Annotated in this window: 18 protein-coding genes; 15 read left to right on the plus strand and 3 right to left on the minus strand. The window is 71.6% G+C overall.

Annotation, left to right across the window (positions count from 1 at the left end):
• The first annotated feature begins 152 nt into the window (after positions 1-152).
• The 12 genes from N6H00_RS38720 to N6H00_RS38775 all read left to right on the plus strand — a co-directional run bounded on the left by N6H00_RS38720 (position 153) and on the right by N6H00_RS38775 (position 11,735).
• Positions 153-1,478: an MFS transporter gene (locus N6H00_RS38720; protein WP_268976584.1), complete on the plus strand. Its 1,326-nt coding sequence runs from the start codon at positions 153-155 to the stop codon at positions 1,476-1,478.
• A 56-nt stretch (positions 1,479-1,534) separates the two neighbouring features.
• Positions 1,535-2,569, plus strand: a complete 1,035-nt coding sequence (locus tag N6H00_RS38725) for a M24 family metallopeptidase (protein WP_268976585.1) — start codon at positions 1,535-1,537, stop codon at positions 2,567-2,569.
• 56 nt (positions 2,570-2,625) lie between these two features.
• Complete coding sequence (locus tag N6H00_RS38730) at positions 2,626-3,438, plus strand: aldo/keto reductase (RefSeq protein WP_268976586.1); 813 nt, start codon at positions 2,626-2,628, stop codon at positions 3,436-3,438.
• Between the two features lie 186 nt (positions 3,439-3,624).
• Entirely contained in the window at positions 3,625-4,608 is a 984-nt protein-coding gene (locus N6H00_RS38735) for an NAD(P)-dependent oxidoreductase (protein WP_268976587.1), read from the plus strand.
• Positions 4,609-4,656: 48 nt separating this feature from the next.
• The gene (locus N6H00_RS38740) at positions 4,657-5,424 is read left to right on the plus strand and encodes an SDR family NAD(P)-dependent oxidoreductase (RefSeq protein ID WP_268976588.1); all 768 of its coding nucleotides are present in this window, start codon (positions 4,657-4,659) and stop codon (positions 5,422-5,424) included.
• Positions 5,417-6,442 (plus strand): sugar phosphate isomerase/epimerase family protein, encoded by a 1,026-nt coding sequence (locus N6H00_RS38745; RefSeq protein ID WP_268976589.1) that lies wholly within the window; start codon positions 5,417-5,419, stop codon positions 6,440-6,442. Before N6H00_RS38740 ends, N6H00_RS38745 begins: the two co-directional genes overlap by 8 nt.
• A gap of 49 nt (positions 6,443-6,491) precedes the next feature.
• Positions 6,492-7,280 (plus strand): SDR family NAD(P)-dependent oxidoreductase, encoded by a 789-nt coding sequence (locus N6H00_RS38750; RefSeq protein WP_268976590.1) that lies wholly within the window; start codon positions 6,492-6,494, stop codon positions 7,278-7,280.
• Complete coding sequence (locus N6H00_RS38755) at positions 7,277-8,062, plus strand: SDR family NAD(P)-dependent oxidoreductase (protein WP_268976591.1); 786 nt, start codon at positions 7,277-7,279, stop codon at positions 8,060-8,062. Before N6H00_RS38750 ends, N6H00_RS38755 begins: the two co-directional genes overlap by 4 nt.
• A gap of 21 nt (positions 8,063-8,083) precedes the next feature.
• A complete protein-coding gene (locus tag N6H00_RS38760) occupies positions 8,084-9,124 on the plus strand; it encodes a zinc-binding dehydrogenase (protein WP_268976592.1) in 1,041 nt (346 codons plus the stop codon).
• 48 nt (positions 9,125-9,172) lie between these two features.
• Complete coding sequence (locus N6H00_RS38765; RefSeq protein WP_268976594.1) at positions 9,173-9,850, plus strand: 4-carboxy-4-hydroxy-2-oxoadipate aldolase/oxaloacetate decarboxylase; 678 nt, start codon at positions 9,173-9,175, stop codon at positions 9,848-9,850.
• Positions 9,851-9,858: 8 nt separating this feature from the next.
• On the plus strand, positions 9,859-10,734 hold the full coding sequence (locus tag N6H00_RS38770; protein WP_268976595.1) for an NAD(P)-dependent oxidoreductase: 876 nt from the start codon (positions 9,859-9,861) through the stop codon (positions 10,732-10,734).
• Positions 10,735-10,805: 71 nt separating this feature from the next.
• Positions 10,806-11,735 (plus strand): LysR substrate-binding domain-containing protein, encoded by a 930-nt coding sequence (locus N6H00_RS38775; protein WP_268976596.1) that lies wholly within the window; start codon positions 10,806-10,808, stop codon positions 11,733-11,735.
• Positions 11,736-11,739: 4 nt separating this feature from the next.
• Here N6H00_RS38775 and N6H00_RS38780 read toward each other — a convergent pair whose 3' ends face one another.
• Positions 11,740-12,483 (minus strand): SDR family oxidoreductase, encoded by a 744-nt coding sequence (locus tag N6H00_RS38780; protein WP_268976597.1) that lies wholly within the window; start codon positions 12,481-12,483, stop codon positions 11,740-11,742.
• Here N6H00_RS38780 and N6H00_RS38785 point away from each other — a divergent pair.
• Together N6H00_RS38785 and N6H00_RS38790 are read left to right on the plus strand one after the other, a co-directional pair.
• Complete coding sequence (locus tag N6H00_RS38785) at positions 12,482-12,640, plus strand: hypothetical protein (RefSeq protein WP_268976598.1); 159 nt, start codon at positions 12,482-12,484, stop codon at positions 12,638-12,640. The two genes, N6H00_RS38780 and N6H00_RS38785, sit on opposite strands and share 2 nt — an antisense overlap.
• A gap of 64 nt (positions 12,641-12,704) precedes the next feature.
• Positions 12,705-13,700, plus strand: coding sequence for a 2-hydroxyacid dehydrogenase (locus N6H00_RS38790; RefSeq protein WP_268976599.1), 996 nt, complete (start codon positions 12,705-12,707; stop codon positions 13,698-13,700).
• A gap of 78 nt (positions 13,701-13,778) precedes the next feature.
• On the opposite strand, the gene N6H00_RS38795 is transcribed toward N6H00_RS38790, so the two are convergent.
• Both N6H00_RS38795 and N6H00_RS38800 read right to left on the minus strand, forming a co-directional pair.
• The gene (locus N6H00_RS38795; RefSeq protein WP_443073170.1) at positions 13,779-14,243 is read right to left on the minus strand and encodes a lamin tail domain-containing protein; all 465 of its coding nucleotides are present in this window, start codon (positions 14,241-14,243) and stop codon (positions 13,779-13,781) included.
• A gap of 114 nt (positions 14,244-14,357) precedes the next feature.
• A complete protein-coding gene (locus tag N6H00_RS38800) occupies positions 14,358-14,960 on the minus strand; it encodes a TetR/AcrR family transcriptional regulator (protein WP_268976600.1) in 603 nt (200 codons plus the stop codon).
• Between the two features lie 78 nt (positions 14,961-15,038).
• Here N6H00_RS38800 and N6H00_RS38805 point away from each other — a divergent pair, with 78 nt between their 5' ends.
• Positions 15,039-15,875: an SDR family oxidoreductase gene (locus N6H00_RS38805; protein WP_268976601.1), complete on the plus strand. Its 837-nt coding sequence runs from the start codon at positions 15,039-15,041 to the stop codon at positions 15,873-15,875.
• The last annotated feature ends 12 nt before the right edge of the window (positions 15,876-15,887 follow it).

The raw sequence follows: 15,887 nt of genomic DNA on the forward strand, positions 1-15,887 counted from the left end.
CCGGCCCGGCGATCCACCAGAAATCAGCTTCTCTAATGCCGGTATCGGGAGCTGGATTCCGAATGCCGCCGGGTATACCCATCGGCAATACCGAGGAAATAATGACGGGCCAAAGTACTGACGACGACGTCACTTTGTGAAAGGTTGTGCCCGTGAACAGCAAGGTATCCGCGGCTCCGCCGCACGCGCAGCCACTCGGGGCCACCACGAAGGCGACGAAGGTGTCCATCGTCGGGGGTCTCATCGGTGTCTTCATCGAGCTGTACGACAACGCCGTCTACGGCTTCGTGGCCGGAACCCTCGCGGTCGTGTTCTTTCCCAGCGGCGCCTCCACCACGAGCGTCTTGCTGACCTTCACAGCCTTCGCCATTCCCTTCTTCTTCCGCCCCGTGGGTGCCGCCGTAGCCGGATCGTGGGGCGACCGGATAGGGCGCAAACGAGTCCTGTTGGTGCTCATCACCATGATGAGCCTGTCCACCGCCCTGGTCGGCGTTCTGCCGAGCTACGCGACGGTGGGCGTCTGGGCGCCGATCGGCCTGGTGCTGCTGCGCTTCGTCCAGGGCTTCGCGATGGGCGGCGAGCCCGGCAACGGCAACTCCTTCCTCGCCGAACACGCCGGTGACGGCCGCCGCGGCCGGGTGGTCAGCTATGCCAACGCCGCCACGTTCATAGCGATGCTCCTCGGCACCCTGTTCGCCGCCCTGCTCACCGCGGTGCTCAGCACCGGACAGATGGAGGCGTGGGGCTGGCGGCTGCCCTTCCTCCTCGCCCTGCCGCTCGGCGTGGTGGGCCTGGTGGTCCGCCGGCTCTCCGCGGAGTCACCGGAGTTCGCCGAGGCGGAGCAGAAGGGCGCGGTGACCGGCAGCCCGCTGAAGGAGGCGTTCACCACTCCCGAGATCCGCCGCGCGATGGGCCTGACCATCGTGCTGCCGCTGCTCAACAGCTCCGGCTACTTCGTCCTGTTCATCTACATGCCGTCCTTCATGAAGGACGAGATGCACTTCTCCGGCCTCGAAGGGCTGCTGGTCACCGCCATCATGCTGGCCGTCGGCACCTTCGCGGTGCTCTACGCCGGACGCCTCTCCGACCGGATCGGCCGCAAGAAGCTGCTCAGCGGCTCGGCGTTCGGCATGGTCGTCATCGGCTTCCCCTGCTACTGGCTGCTGACGCGGGGCTCCTTCGCCACGGCGGTCGTCGGCGCGGTCCTGATGGCCGTCTGTTTCGCCGGCACCAACGGCGTGATGCAGGTGACGCTCGCCGAACTCTTTCCCACCCGGGTCCGCACCGTGGCCTACGGCGTCGGCTACAACCTCGGCACCGCCATCTTCGGCGGCGCCGCACCGCTGCTGGTCTCCGCGCTCATCGCCGCGACCGGCAGCACCTGGATCCCGGCGATCTACCTGGTCCTCACCTCCGTCGTCGCCGGGTTCACCGCGCTGCGCATCAAGGAGACGGCCTTCGAGCCGCTCAAGCGCTGAACCGGACCCGCCCCGACGCACCCGTACGCACTCCCATCCGAAAGGACGGTGGTCCCGTGGCGACAGCGGCCACGCACCAGGCCACAGCCGCACTCGACAGGCTCCGCGGACGACTGGACAAGGCCGGCTTCGGCGCCCTGCTGCTGACCTCGCGCACCGGGCGCCGGTACGCCCTGGGCCCGGGACCCGGCTCCGCCGACGCGACCGCCGTCCTGCTCACGACCGACGGCACGGTGGCGAGCGCGACCGGCGACCCGACCGCCGCCACCGCCGCCGCGCTGCGTGCGGCCGGCCTCGCGGGCGGCGTGGTCGCCACCGAGGCCGATCTGCCGCCGGACGTCCTCGGGCAGACCGACGGCACCGGCGTCCGGCTGCGCCCGGCCGCCGACCTGGTCTTCGCCGAACTGGCCTGCTGCGAGCCCGGCGAGCAGCCGGCGTTCGCCGCCGCGGCCGAGCTCGCCGCCGTCGGCTACACGGCGGTCATGGACCACCTGCGGGTGGGCATGGACGTACGGGAGCTGTCCGGCAACGTCGACCGGTCGGTCCGCCGGGCCGGCGGACTGCTCGGGTGGTACGACCCGTACGACGCCGACGGGGCGGCCGGCACCGACCTGGTGACCGTCCGCGGCCACGACCCCGCCACGGCCCGGCTCACCGCGACCGTCCCGCTCCGTTACGTCCTGCACCCGCTGCTGGACGGGACCGCCGGGTACGCCGCCGCGACCGCCGTGCTCAGCAGGGCCGACGGCCCGCTGCGCACCGCGGGCGACGTATGCGCCGCCGCGACGGCCGCGCTGCTCGCGGCCCTGCGGCCGGGCGCCCGGCTCACCGACGGATACGCGGCGTTCGAGCGAGAGGCCGGCGGGCACGGGGCGGCCTGCCGGCTGGTCGCGCTGCGCGGGGGCGGGGCATCGTCGCCGCTGCCGCCGGACAGCGCGGTGGTCGCCGAGCCCGGCATGGTGCTCGGCGTGCGGACCGGGGTCCAGGTGCCGGGCCGGGGCGCGGTCGAGCTCGCGGAGACCGTCGCGCTGACCGCCGAGGGCGCCGAGCCGCAGGCGGGCACACCCTTGCGCCTCGTCGAGCTGTACTGACCCCACCCGCCACGCCACCGCCGTAACCCCCCTGTGAACGCAAGAGGAGAACCGTCATGGGCACGACCCACCCGGCCGGAGCGGACCGGATACCCACGGCCGACGCGGCCGGTGTCACCATGCCGCTGGTCGGTTTCGGCACCCATCCGATGCGCGGCGACCAGGCCACCGAGGCCGTACTGACCGCCTTCTCCGTCGGTTACCGGCTCGTCGACACCGCCACCCGCTACCGCAACGAGGCCGCCGTCGGCGCCGCCCTCGCCGCCACCGACCTGCCCCGCTCCGACCTGTTCGTGACCACCAAGATGCCGCCCGACCAGGTCGGCCGGGAACGGCTCACCCTGGAGCGGAGCCTGACCGCGCTGGGCTGTGACCACATCGACCTCTGGCTGATCCACTGGCCCCCGGGCGGCCACCCGGGCGTCACCAGCTGGCGCGCGTTCGTGCAGGCCCGCGACGAGGGCCTGGTCCGGGCCATCGGGGTCAGCAACTACTCGGTGGAACTCATCGACGCGCTGCACCGCGAGACCGGTGTCTACCCGGCCGTCAACCAGGTGCAGTGGGGCCCCGGCGACTACGACCCGCACTTCGCCGGGGCGATGCGTGAGCGCGGTGTGGTGCTGAGCGCGCACAGCCCGCTGCGCAGCACCGACCTCGACCACCCGGTGCTCCTCGACGTGGCCCGCCGGCACGGCCGTTCGCCGCGCGACGTCGTTCTGGCGTGGAACCTGCACCACAAGGTCGCGGTCACCGTGAAATCCGCGCACCGCGACCGTATGGAGCGCAATCTGTCCGCCGCCGACCTCACCCTGACGGCGGCGGACGTCGAGGCGATCGACGGTCTCACGACCGTGACGACGGGGCGCTAGCCACACACCGACCGGAGCGAATACCACGGCCGTGCGAGGAAGGATGGCCGTGGTATTCGCATGTCCTTTTCCCCTCTCCCATCGGTATTTTTTATGCCGCCATACGGATAGCCGCTTCGCCTCTTTCACCGGAAGCCGCGGTACTACGCTCTGACCCACGTTCCCGATTTCCCGAGAAGGGCCGCCGTGGTTTATCAGGTAGTGGTCACGCGAGGTTATGCGCAGCCGGACGGCAGCACCGTTTTCGGTGACATCGGGCTCTCCCGGCTGACCGACGCCGGACTGGCGTGGCGCGTACTGAACGAGGAGGTCGGGGAACTGCGGGCGGAGCAGCTCGCGGAAGCCGACGCGGTCCTGGTGCTCGGGCACGAGCGGATCACGGCGCGTTCCCTACCGGCCTCGGGCCGGCTCCGGCATGTCGCGCGGTTCGGCGCCGGTTTCGACGCCGTCGACACCGAGGCCTGTGCCCGGCGCGGTGTGCTGGTCACCAACGCCCCTGACGCGGTACGGCGGCCGGTGGCCGACTCCGTGATCGCGCTGCTGTACGCGCTCTCGCACCACCTGGTCGTCAAGGACAGGCTGGTGCGCGAGGGACGCTGGGCGGAGCGCGGGGCGTGGCGCGGCCCCGGGCTGACCGGGGCCACCGTGGGCATCGTCGGGCTCGGCGGCATCGGACTGGAGACGGCACGGCGGGTACGCGCGCAGGGACTGCGCGTCCTCGGCTACAACCGCAGCGACCGCGCCCGGGAGGCGGCCGAGACCGGCGTCGAACTCGCCACGCTGGACGACGTACTGAGCACCAGTGACTACGTGGTCGTCGCCGTCGCCGCCAACCCCGGCACCCGGCACCTCATCGGAGAACGGGAACTGGCGCTGATGCGTCCCACCGCCCGGCTGATCAACGTCTCGCGCGGCGTGGTGGTCGACGAGGAGGCGCTCGTCGCACGGCTGTCGGACAGCCGGCTGGCCGGAGCCGGCCTGGACGTGTTCACCGAGGAGCCGCTCACCCCGGACAGCCCGCTGACCGCGCTGGACAACGTGATCCTCGCGCCGCACTCCCTGTGCTGGACCGACCAGTACACGGCCGCCGTGTCGGCGAGCGTGATGGCGTCGCTCATCGCCGTGAGCCGCGGCGAACAGCCCCCGGAGACGGTCAACGGCCCCTTCTGACCGGATGACTCGAATGACGCCGGACGACTCGAACAAGAGGGACAGGACATGACGGAGCACAGCACGGGCCGCCGCACCGCGGTCATCACGGGAGCGGCGTCCACGCGGGGCATCGGCCGCGCCCTCGCCGGCCGGCTGGCCGCGGCCGGCTGGCACCTCGGCCTGCTCGACATCGACCCGGAGGTCGAGAAGGCCGCCGCCGGGATCCGCGCCGAGTACGGTGTCGCCGCGGTCGGCGCGGTCGCGGACATCGCCGACCCCGCCGCCGTGGACACGGCCGTCACCGCCTTCGAAGCCGAACTGCCGCCGGTCACCGGGCTGGTCAACAGCGCGGGCATCAGCTCACCGGTGTCCTTCCTCGACGCGGACCTGGCCACCTGGGAACGTGTCATGCGGATCAACGCCACCGGAACCTTCGTGGTGAGCAAGCGCATCGTGCCCGGCATGGCCGAGCGCGGCCACGGCCGGGTGGTCAGCCTCGGTTCGACGGCGATGCAGAACGGCGGCGGCACCTACAGCAAGTCCACCTACGCCGCGTCCAAGGGCGCGATCGAGGCGTTCAGCCGGGCCCTCGCCCTGGAGGTGGCCCCACGCGGGGTGACGGTCAACGTCGTCGCGCCCGCCACCATCGACACCGACATCATGGGCGGCCGGATCACCGACGACCGCAAACCCGCCTTCCTGTCCCAGCTTCCGGTGGGGCGGCTCGGCACCACCCGCGATGTCGCCGCGCTCGTCGAGTTCCTCCTCGGCGAGGACGCCGGCTACATCACCGGCGCCACCTACAACATCAACGGAGGCCTTCGCATTGGCTGATGTCCCGGCGCCCCCGGCGTCCCCCGCCGCCGCCCCGCCCGCTTCCACGAAGCGGCCGTCCCTGGCCGCGCCGTCCCGCCTCCCGGTCCCGCACACACCCGAGACCTGGCCGATCGCCGCCGCCATGCTCCAGTTCCCGCCGCACGCGGCGGACGGCACCCCGGTGGCGAAGCTCGACCCCGAGGAATGGCGGCGCCTGCTCCAGCCCGTCGTGGACGAGGGCTTCACCCATCTGGAACTGTCCACCGCCTGGCTGCCCCTGGGCGACCTGGACCGCGCCCGGCTGACGGCGCTGCGCGAGGTCCTGGCCGACGCGGGGCTCGCCGTACCCGGTGTCGGCGTCGTCCGCCGCAGTGTCGTCCACCCCGAGCGCGGCGAGGACCATCTCGCCTTCTCCCACCGGACCGTCGACGCGGCCGCCGCGCTGGGCGCGGACGTCGTCTGCCTCGGACTTCACGACGCGCTGAGCCCCCGGCAACGGCGGGCGCTGTGGTTCTGGACGGTTCCGGGCGACGACGTACCGCCCCGCCACGACCGGCAGGTGCGCGCGCTCGCCGTCCACCGGTTCCGCGAACTCGCCGTCCACGCCGCCGACGTCGGTGTGGAACTCTCCCTGGAGCTGTATGAGAACACCTATCTGGGCAGCGGTGACGAGGCGGTCCGGTTCCTCGACGACATCGGCCATGAAGCGGTCGGACTCAATCCCGACCTCGGCAACCTGCTGCGCGTCCAGGGGCCGGTGGACACCTGGGAGTACCTGGTCTCGGTCACCGCGCCCCGCACCAACTACTGGCACGTCAAGAACTACGCCCGTCTGGAGGACCCGGCCACCGGCACCGTGCTCACCCACCCCACATCCCTGGAACTCGGCGTGATCGACTACCGAGCCGCCGTCCGCTACGCGATCTCCCAGGGCTTCGGCGGCACCTTCGTGGTCGAGCACTACGGCGGCGACGGCCTGAGCGTGGGCGCCACCAACGCCGCGTACCTCAGGCGCGTCCTGCCCCGCACCGACTGACCGTACGACACCCGCCGGTACGACACCCGCCCGTACGAACTGGAGAGCCGTGACACTTCCACCACCGCCCGCCGCGGAGTTCCCCGCCGCCCGCACCGCGATCGTCACCGGCGCCGCGTCACCGCGCGGCATCGGACGGGCCACCGCCGCCCAGCTCGCCGCCGAGGGCTGGTCGGTCGCCGTGCTCGACCTGGACGAGACCGCCTGCCGCGGCGTGGCCACCGCCCTGACCGCCCAACACCACGTCGCCTGCCTCGGCATCGGCGTGGACATCAGGGACCGCGCCGCGGTGGACGCCGCCGTGCACCGCGTCGGCACCGAACTGCCGCAGCTCGTCGGGCTCGTCAACAACGCCGGCGTCAGCTCGCCGGTGCCCTTCCTCGACGTCACGGACGCCGAATGGCACCGGGTGATCGACGTCAACCTGCACGGGACCTTCCACGTCACCCACGCCGCGGCGAAACTCATGGCCGAACACCGGATCGGCCGTATCGTCAACATCTCCTCCACCTCCGCCGAACGCGGCGGCGGGGTGTACGGACGAGCCGCCTACTCGGCCTCCAAGGCCGCGCTGCTCGGCCTCTCCCGCACCCTTGCCCGGGAGCTCGGCCCCTACGGCATCACCGCCAACTCCGTGGCGCCCGGCTCCATCGACACCGACATCATGGGCGGCCGGCTGACCGACGAGCGCAAGGCCGTACTGCTGAAGGACCTGCCCGTCGGCCGCATCGGCACCGTGGACGACGTGGCCGCGGTCGTCGCCTTCCTGCTGAGCGAGCGCGCCGGCTACCTCACGGGCGTCACCTACGACGTCAACGGCGGATCGCACATCGCATGACGCACCCGCACCCCAAGCACCCAGACGTGGAGGACGACAGCACCGTGGACGTTCCGTTCACCGCCGACCTGACCGGCAAGACGGCCGTGGTCACCGGGGCGAGTACCGGTATCGGCCACGCGATCGCCGAGCTCTACCTGCGCAACGGCGCGACCGTGATCGGCATCCACCGCCGCGAGAGCGCCGCGCACACCGGAGCGTACGTCCCGGTGAGCGCCGACCTGAGCGATCCGGAGCAGGTGCGCGCCACCGCCGCCGGGATACTGCGCGAGCACCGGGTCGACATCCTGGTCAACAACGCGGGCCTCAACCTCCGGCACCGCTTCGAGGAGTTCCCGGCCGCGGACTGGGACCGGGTCCAGCAGCTCAACGTGCGCACGGTCGTCGAACTGACCCAGCTCTTCGGCCGGCCGATGCTCGAACGGGGCTCGGGCGCGATCGTCAATCTGGCCTCGATGCTCTCCTTCACCGGTGGCTTCACCGCCTCCGCGTACGCCGCGTCCAAGGGCGCCGTCGGACAGTTCACCAAGTCGGTGGCGAACGAGTGGGCGCCGAAGGGCGTCCGCGTCAACGCCATCGCGCCGGGCTTCATCGACACCGAGATGAACGTGGCGCTCGTCGCCGACGAGACCCGCAACCGCCAGATCCTCGAACGCATCCCGGCGGGGCGGTGGGGCACCGCACGGGACATCGCGGGCGCCGCGCTGTTCCTGGTGTCCGACGCCGCCCGCTTCATCCACGGAACCGTGCTGCCCGTCGACGGCGGCTACCTTGCCCGCTGACGCCGAAAGGAACGCGCTGTGATGAAAGCCGTCGTCGTCCACGGACCGGGAGACCTGCGCGTGGACGCGCTGCCCGAACCCGAGCCGGCACCGGACCGGGTTCTGGTCCGCGTCGTCTACGGAGGCATCTGCGGCTCCGACCTGCACTACGCCGCGGACGGCCGCAACGGCCCCTACACGGTCACCGAACCGCTGGTCCTCGGCCACGAGGTGGTCGGCGTCGTCGCCGGGGCGGGAGAAGACGTGCCGGACGCGCCGGCCGTCGGCTCCCGCGTCGCCCTGCACCCGGCGACCCCCTGCGCTCCGGCCGGCACCACCGCGCCCACCGGCCTGCACCTGGACCCGGACGGCAGCTACTTCGGCAGCGCCTCCACCCGGCCGCACACCCAGGGCGGCTTCGTGGAACTCCTGGAGGTACGTCCCTCCCAGCTCCGCCCGCTGCCCGCCGCACTGCCCCTGCGCCGGGCCGTACTGGCCGAGCCGCTGGCCGTCGTCCTGCACGGTACGGCCCGCCTGGGCGACCGGATACGGGGCGCGACGGCGCTGGTCAGCGGCGCCGGCCCGATCGGTGCGCTGGCCGTCGCGGCACTGCGGCACGCGGGCGCCGCCGAGATCACCGCCGTCGACCTCGCGGACTTCCCGCTGCGGACCGCCGCCGCGGTCGGCGCCACCACGACCGTGAACCTCTCCGAGGGCGGCACCGTCGACCGGTCGGCGTTCGACGTGACGGTCGAAGCGGCGGGCGCCGTCGCCTCGCTCGCCACCGCGCTGGACGCGGTACGCCCCGGCGGCGTCGTGCTCCAGCTCGGCATACTGCCGCGCGAACCGGTGCCGGTCGCCATGTCGACACTCATCGCCAAGGAGCTGACGCTGTACGGCTCCCAGCGCTTCGACACCGAACTGGATGCCGCGATCGCCCTGCTGGCCGCCGACCCCGCGCTGGACGTGGTGCTCAGCCACGAGTTCACCGTCGAGGACGCCGCGGAGGCGTTCCGCTGCGCCGCCGACTCCTCCCGGTCCGCCAAGACGGTGCTCCGGGTCTCCGCCGACCCGGACGCCTGAACCCGCACGACATCACCGAACCGCACCGCACCGCAAGGGAGTGTTCCCATGATCCACGTACGCACCCGGATCGACCGTCCGTCCGCCGATGTCGTGGCCGCGCTCGGCCGCTTCTCCGCCGCGACCATCCACGAGGCACAGGGCCGCAAGGGCGCCCTGGCACACCGGCTGAAGCCCGTGGACCCGGCGATGTCCTTCTGCGGACCGGCCTTCACGGTCGACGCGCAGGCGGGCGACAACATCATGGTGCAGGTCGCCATCTCCTACGCCCGCGCCGGTGACGTCGTGATCGTAGCGGGGTCGGAGTACGAACAGGCGGGCTCCTTCGGAGACGTACTGGCCACCGCCTGCCAGAGCAGGCAACTGGCCGCCTTCGTCACCGACTCCGGTGTGCGCGACAGCGCTGACCTGCGCAAGCTCGGCTTCCCCGTCTTCTCCGGCACGGTGTGCATCGAGGGAACGGTCAAGGAGACCCTCGGCCAGGTGAACCGCCCGATCTCCATCGGCGGGCAGATCGTCCGGCCCGGCGACATCCTGCGCGGCGACGCCGACGGCATCGTCGTCATCGACCCGGAGGAGGCCGAGGAGGTCGTCCGGCTCTGCCAGGAGCGCGAGGACCACGAGGCGAAGATCCGCGAACAGCACCGGCGTGGTGGCAAAACGCTGATCGAGGTGCACGGACTGACCGAGAAGCTCAAGGCCAAGGGCCTGGTCGTCGAGGAGTGAACCGGCCCGTGAACGGACCCGACGTGGCCGTGCTCGGCCTCGGCCCGATGGGCGCCCCGGTGGCCCGGCACATCGCCCGCGCCGGCTTCCCGCTCCAGGTGTGGAACCGGACCCGCGCCAGGGCGGAGGAGTTCGGCCACCGGGCCGTCGCCCGCCCCGATGAACTGCGCGCGAGAATCGTCCTGTCGGCCCTGCCGGACATCGACCAGCTCGACGACATCGCGCCCGAGCCGGTGGTACGCCGCTGGGCCGCCCAGGGCACCACGCACCTGGCCGTCCTGAGCACCACGTCTCCCGACAAGGTGCGCGGGCTCGCCGGCCGGCTCGGACGGCACGGCCTGGCCGTGCTCGACGCGCCGATGAGCGGCGGCGACGCGGGCGCCCGCGCGGGCACGCTGAGCCTGATGGTGGGCGCCGACCCGGAGGCGTACCGGACCGTGGAACCGGTACTGAGGTCCTTCGCCACCACCATCGAGCACATGGGCCCGCCCGGCGCGGGCAGCGCGGCCAAGCTGTGCAACCAGGTGATCGTCGCCGGCACCCTGGTGGCCGTGGCCGAAGCCCTCGACCTGGGCCGCAGAGCGGGCCTGTCCGGCGGACAACTGGTGCGCGTGCTCCAGGGCGGCCTGGCCGCCACCGCCGTCCTCGACGCCAAGGCGGAAAAGATCCTGCACCGCGACTACCGCCTCGGCGGCAGCGGAACCAACCAGGTCAAGGACCTGCGGTACGCCACCGCGCTGGCCGACACCCTCGGCGCCGGCCTGCCGCAGACCCGGCGCACCCGTGCCCTCTTCGAGGAGGTGCTGCGCCGGGGCCTCGGCGGCGCGGACCACACGGCGGTGTACGAGGTCGTCTCCGGGGGAGCCGCGGCCGGGGAGGAGTGAGCGGTGCCCGGCTGTTCCGCTGCCGGGCCCCCGCGGGATACGTTCACCCGCAACGATCTGGGAGGAGAGCGATGGACACCCGCAGGCTCGGATACTTCGTCAGGGTGGTCGACGTCGGCAACATCACCCGGGCCGCGGACTCGCTGCACATCACCCAGTCGGCGCTCAGCCAGCACATCTCGGCCCTGGAGAGCGACTTCAAGACCCGGCTGCTGGAACGCACCGGCCGCGGCGTCCAGGTCACGGCGTCCGGCCGCTCCCTCTACCGCTACGCGCAGGGCATCCTGCGGCTGGAGAAGGCGGCGCGGATCGACCTGCGCGCCGGCAACGACACTCCCGCCGGGCTGGTGACCGTCGGTCTGGCCTCGTACAGCATGGCGCCGGGTATCGCCGTACCGCTGTTGCGGGCGGTACGCGAGCGGTACCCGAACATCCATCTGCAACTGATCCAGAACCTGACGGTGGTGATGAGCCAGGCGGTGCTGCTCGGCCAGGTGGACATGGCGCTCATCTACGACCCCGGCTATGTCAAAGGGGTCGTGTTCGACCATGTCCTGGAGGAGGAGTTCCACCTGGTCACCAGTGCCCGGGTGCCGCGCCTCACCAGCCGCGGCGACACCGTCCCCCTCAAGGAGGCGAGCCGTCTGGACTTCATCATGCCCAACGAACTGCACACCGTCCGGCGCATCACTGACGCCGCCTTCCACGCCGCTGGGCTGCACTGCTCCGTCGTCGCCGAGGTCGAGCCGGACACGGTGCTGCGGGACGCCGTGGTCAGCGGACTCGGCGCCACCGTGCTGCCGCTCACGGCCGTCCAAGCGCACTTCGCCCCCGAGGAGGTGCGGGTCTACCGTTTCGCCGACGCCCGGTTGTCCACCGCGATGTCCCTGTGCACCCCGGAGGTGCAGCCGCTCTCGCACGCCGCCGCGCTCGTGGCCGACCTGCTGCGCACGCTCCTGCTCGACCCGTCGGTCCCGGGCCGCAAAAGCGTGTTGGCGTGAGGCGTCAGACCCCGCTCCGCGCGAATTCAAGGCCGCCGGGGACCTGCCGGGTGGGCAGGATCTCGATGTGCCCGATATTGACGTGCGGCGGCGTACCGACGGCGAATTCGATGGCGTCGGCGATGTCCTCCGGTTTGAGCGACTCATAGCCGTCGAAGAAACGCCGCTGCGCCTCTTCCATATTGCCCAGCAGCCGACCGAATATCTCCGTTTCGACGCGCCCCGGGCAGATTTCGGTGACGCGCACCCGCCCGCCGAATCCGTCCACGCGCAGTTGCCGGGACAAGGTGTGCACCGCCGCCTTGGTGGCGTGGTAGATGGTGTTGCCGCCGAAGTTGTACACGCCGGCGATGGAGCTGATGTTGACGATGTGGCCGAGGTCGCGCCGCACCATGCCGGGCATGAGCAGCCGTACCAGGTGCAACACGGCCTGGATGTTGACCGCCACCTGCTCGTCCACGGCCCACTCGTCGGCGGTGAGGATGGTGCCCGTGCGCGACACACCGGCGTTGTTGACCAGGACGTCGATGTCCAGGCCGCCCACCGCCTCGGTGAGCGCGTCGGTGTCGGTGATGTCCACGGCGTGCGGGACGCAGCCGGTCCTGGCGGCGAGTTCGGTCAGCCGGTCGGCGTTGCGGGCGACCGCGTGCACCTCCAGGCCCTGCCGGGCGAGCCGTTCGACGACGACGGCGCCGATGCCGGTGGACGCGCCGGTGACCAGGGCGGTCTGGTAGTCGGAGAAGGACATGACGCTGGTCTCCTCTTCAGCAGGTGTCTTCCGCATGAGTGATGGAGGAAGGAAGTCCCTGTGGATTGAATACCGGATGTGCGGTCGCGGCAATGGTGATTCCTTTTCCAGATACCGTCAGAAGAATTTGTTGTTTGCCTTCGCCAGGTTTTACTGACTAGCGTGCCCGCGAACCATTCCCGTCCCGTCGTCGATCGTGCGAAATGGCTGGGGAGTCGAATATGAGTATGCGTGTCCTCGTCACCCGGAGCGGACTTCCGGGAAGCGGTGTGGAGCGGCTCGGCGCGGCGGCGGAGCCGGTGTTCTGGACGGGCGGCGGCAAGCCGGAACCGGAGGAGCTGGCCGCGCTCGCCACGGGGGCCGGCGCCGTCCTGGCGCTGGGCAACGACCCCGTGGACGCCGCGCTGCTGGATGCCGCCGGCCCGTCCCTGCGGGTGGTGGCGCTGGCCAGCATGGGGTACGACAACGTCGACCGGGCCGCCGCGGCCGAGCGGGGGATCGTGGTGACGCACACACCGCATGTGCTGGCCGAGACCACCGCCGACCTGGCCTTCGCCCTGATCCTCGCCGCCCGGCGCCGGCTGGGCGCCGCCACCGCCGACCTGGCCCGGGGCGGCTGGGACCTGTTCCGGATGCACGACTACCTCGGCCTGGACGTCCACGGCGCCACGCTCGGGCTGGTCGGCTACGGGCAGATCGGCCGCGCGGTGGCCCGGCGGGCCCACGGCTTCGGCATGCGCGTCTGCCACCACGACCCGTACGCCACGACCGGCGACGCCCTGTCCACCGCGACCGGCCTGGACGAACTGCTGGCGCGGTCCGACATCGTGTCACTGCACGTCCCGCTCACCGACGAGACGCGCCATCTGATCTCCGTACGGGAACTCGCCCTCATGAAGCCGACCGCCACCCTGGTCAGTACCGCCCGGGGCGGCGTCGTCGACGAGGACGCCCTGCTGCACGCCGTACGGGAGGGCCGGCTGCACTCCGCGGGGCTCGACGTCTACGAACGCGAGCCCATGGGCACCGAACTCTCGCCGCTGGCCGCGGAGGAGAACATCGTCACGCTGCCCCACATCGGTTCGGCCACCCACGCCACCCGCGCCGCGATGGTCGACCTCGCGGTGGACAACATCCTCGACGTCCTCGCGGGCCGCCCGGCCCGCACGGCCCTGCCGGGCACCGCCGCCGTCCCAGGCATCCCCACCGTCACGTAGAGGCTCCACTTGGTTGCCGGCGCGGAGTGCCCCTCGCCCGCCCAGACGGCCGGGCGAGGGGCACTGCCGCCGCTCAGGTCAGCACATCTTGTAGTCGTAGCGGGTGCTGTTGTAGGCGCAGGAGTCCCGGAACGCGCCGGAAGCCGTGCGCAGTGTCGCGGTGTCCTTGTCGTTGTTCCACACGTAGGCACCGCGGCCCCAGTAGACGTGGCCGGCGCTCGTGCTGCCCCGGCCGGTGTGCACCTTCACCGTCTTCCCGGCCCCTATCTTGTACGAGGGGAAGGTGAACTTGTAGCCGGTGGCGTCGCGGAGGGTGTATCCCTTGAGCTGCACGGCGCTGCTCGTGCTGTTCTTGATCTGCACATACTCGGCGTTGAGGCTGGTGTTGGAGCGGGTGTCCGAGCCAGGCGAGTCGTAGTAGACCTTGTACAGGTGGATCGAGCCGGCCGCCTGTGCGTGGGTGGGCAGCAGTGCGATGCCGACGGAGGCCGCCACGGCGAAGGCGGCGGCGGGCATGCGGGTACGAAGCACGTTCGTCCTCATGGGTCATGCCGGGTACCCCCCATGGTCCCGGCGAGGACGACCACACTACGGGCAAGACGGAACGAGCAGGGCACTGTTACCGATCTGGGATGGACCCGGCGGCGCGGCCGGTGCTCAGGTCGCCCGCAGACCGTCCAGCAGGACGCGGACAAGTCCCTCGGCCCGCTCCGGAGCGTCGCTGGTCCGGCCGGTGAGCAGAAGGTAGAGGGTCGCCCCGATCAGGCCGTCCACCACGGCGTCCAGATCGGCGTCGGCGCGGAACTCGCCCGTCTCCACACCCGCTCGCAGCAGCCTGACGACGGCCGTGTGCTGGTCCGCGGTGTGGTATCGGTACAGCGACTCCGCGTCCTGCGGACTTTCCGCCGCCGCTGCCGTCAGGGCCAGGACGAACGCGGCGTTGCGCGGATCGCGGAGCGCCCGCGCCTGATAGCGGAACCACGTCGCCACCGTCGGCGCGACCTTCCCCGACCCGGGCACGGGGACCGCCCCGTCGGGGACGGACGCGAGGTAGGCCCGTCGGGTCACATCACCCACCAAGGCCGCCTTCGACGGCCAGCGGCGGTACACCGTGGGTTTGCCGACGCCCGCCTCGGCGGCGACCTTCTCCATCGACATCCCGGCGTAGCCGTCCCGCAGCAGCAACTCACCCGCCGCGTCCAGGATCGCCTGGTCCGTGTCCGCGCTCCGCGGTCTGCCGCGCCGCCGCACCTCAGCCATGACGCCCATCCTAGAAGCGCTACGATGCATTACGAAACGACACGTAATGTTTATGGTGTCATGTTTATGGAAGGTGTCATGAGCGCACAGGTGGTGGCCGTCATCGGCGTGGGCGGTATGGGGCAGGCGATCGCCCGCCGCCAGGGTCCGGGGCGCACCCTGCTGCTCGCCGATCACGACGAGAAGCTGCTCACGTCCGTCGCCGACGACCTGCGGGACCACGGCCACGCGGTGGTCACCCAGGCCGTGGACGTCTCCTCGCGTGCCGCGGTGGCGGCCCTGGCGGACACCGCCGCCGGACTCGGCGCGGTCACCCAGGTCGCGCACACCGCCGGTCTCTCCCCGGTCCAGGCGCCCGCCGCGGCCATCCTCCGCGTGGACCTGCTCGGCACCGCGCTGGTCCTGGAGGAGTTCGCCCGGGTGATCGCTCCCGGCGGCGCCGGCGTGGTCATCGCCAGCATGGCCGGACATATGCTGCCGCCCTCGGCGCTCACCGCGGAACAGGAACACGCCCTGGCGCGCACCCCGGCCGACGATCTCCTCGCGCTGCCCTTCCTCGACGCCGACACCCTCGGCCCGCGGGGCGCCTATCCGCTGTCCAAGTACGCCAACCGGCTCCGGGTCCAGGCCGCGAGCACCGTCTGGGGCGAGCGCGGAGCGCGGATCAACTCCATCAGCCCCGGCGTGATCTCCACCCCCATGGGACAGCGGGAACTCGCCGGTGAGAGCGGGAGCCACATACGGGCCATGGTCGCGGCCTCCGGCACCCGGCGACTGGGCACTGCCGACGACATCGCCGCTGCCGCCGCCTTCCTTCTGGGGCCCGATGCCACCTTCGTCACCGGCAACGACCTGCTGGTCGACGGTGGCGTGATCGCCGCTCTGCGCTCCGGCCGCAGCGGTGGAGCAGGTTGAGCCGCGACTGCC

The organism is Streptomyces sp. S465 (genome assembly GCF_026898115.1).
In the GTDB taxonomy this organism is placed as follows: Bacteria; Actinomycetota; Actinomycetes; order Streptomycetales; family Streptomycetaceae; genus Streptomyces; species Streptomyces luomodiensis.

Coding starts and splice junctions, on each gene's coding strand:
- N6H00_RS38795 (WP_443073170.1), bottom strand. CDS start 14,243: ATGAGGACGAACGTGCTTCGTACCCGCATGCCCGCCGCCGCCTTCGCC.
- N6H00_RS38790 (WP_268976599.1), top strand. CDS start 12,705: ATGAGTATGCGTGTCCTCGTCACCCGGAGCGGACTTCCGGGAAGCGGT.
- N6H00_RS38800 (WP_268976600.1), bottom strand. CDS start 14,960: ATGGCTGAGGTGCGGCGGCGCGGCAGACCGCGGAGCGCGGACACGGAC.
- N6H00_RS38780 (WP_268976597.1), bottom strand. CDS start 12,483: ATGTCCTTCTCCGACTACCAGACCGCCCTGGTCACCGGCGCGTCCACC.
- N6H00_RS38775 (WP_268976596.1), top strand. CDS start 10,806: ATGGACACCCGCAGGCTCGGATACTTCGTCAGGGTGGTCGACGTCGGC.
- N6H00_RS38765 (WP_268976594.1), top strand. CDS start 9,173: ATGATCCACGTACGCACCCGGATCGACCGTCCGTCCGCCGATGTCGTG.
- N6H00_RS38755 (WP_268976591.1), top strand. CDS start 7,277: ATGACGCACCCGCACCCCAAGCACCCAGACGTGGAGGACGACAGCACC.
- N6H00_RS38740 (WP_268976588.1), top strand. CDS start 4,657: ATGACGGAGCACAGCACGGGCCGCCGCACCGCGGTCATCACGGGAGCG.
- N6H00_RS38805 (WP_268976601.1), top strand. CDS start 15,039: ATGAGCGCACAGGTGGTGGCCGTCATCGGCGTGGGCGGTATGGGGCAG.
- N6H00_RS38760 (WP_268976592.1), top strand. CDS start 8,084: ATGAAAGCCGTCGTCGTCCACGGACCGGGAGACCTGCGCGTGGACGCG.
- N6H00_RS38730 (WP_268976586.1), top strand. CDS start 2,626: ATGGGCACGACCCACCCGGCCGGAGCGGACCGGATACCCACGGCCGAC.
- N6H00_RS38785 (WP_268976598.1), top strand. CDS start 12,482: ATGACGCTGGTCTCCTCTTCAGCAGGTGTCTTCCGCATGAGTGATGGA.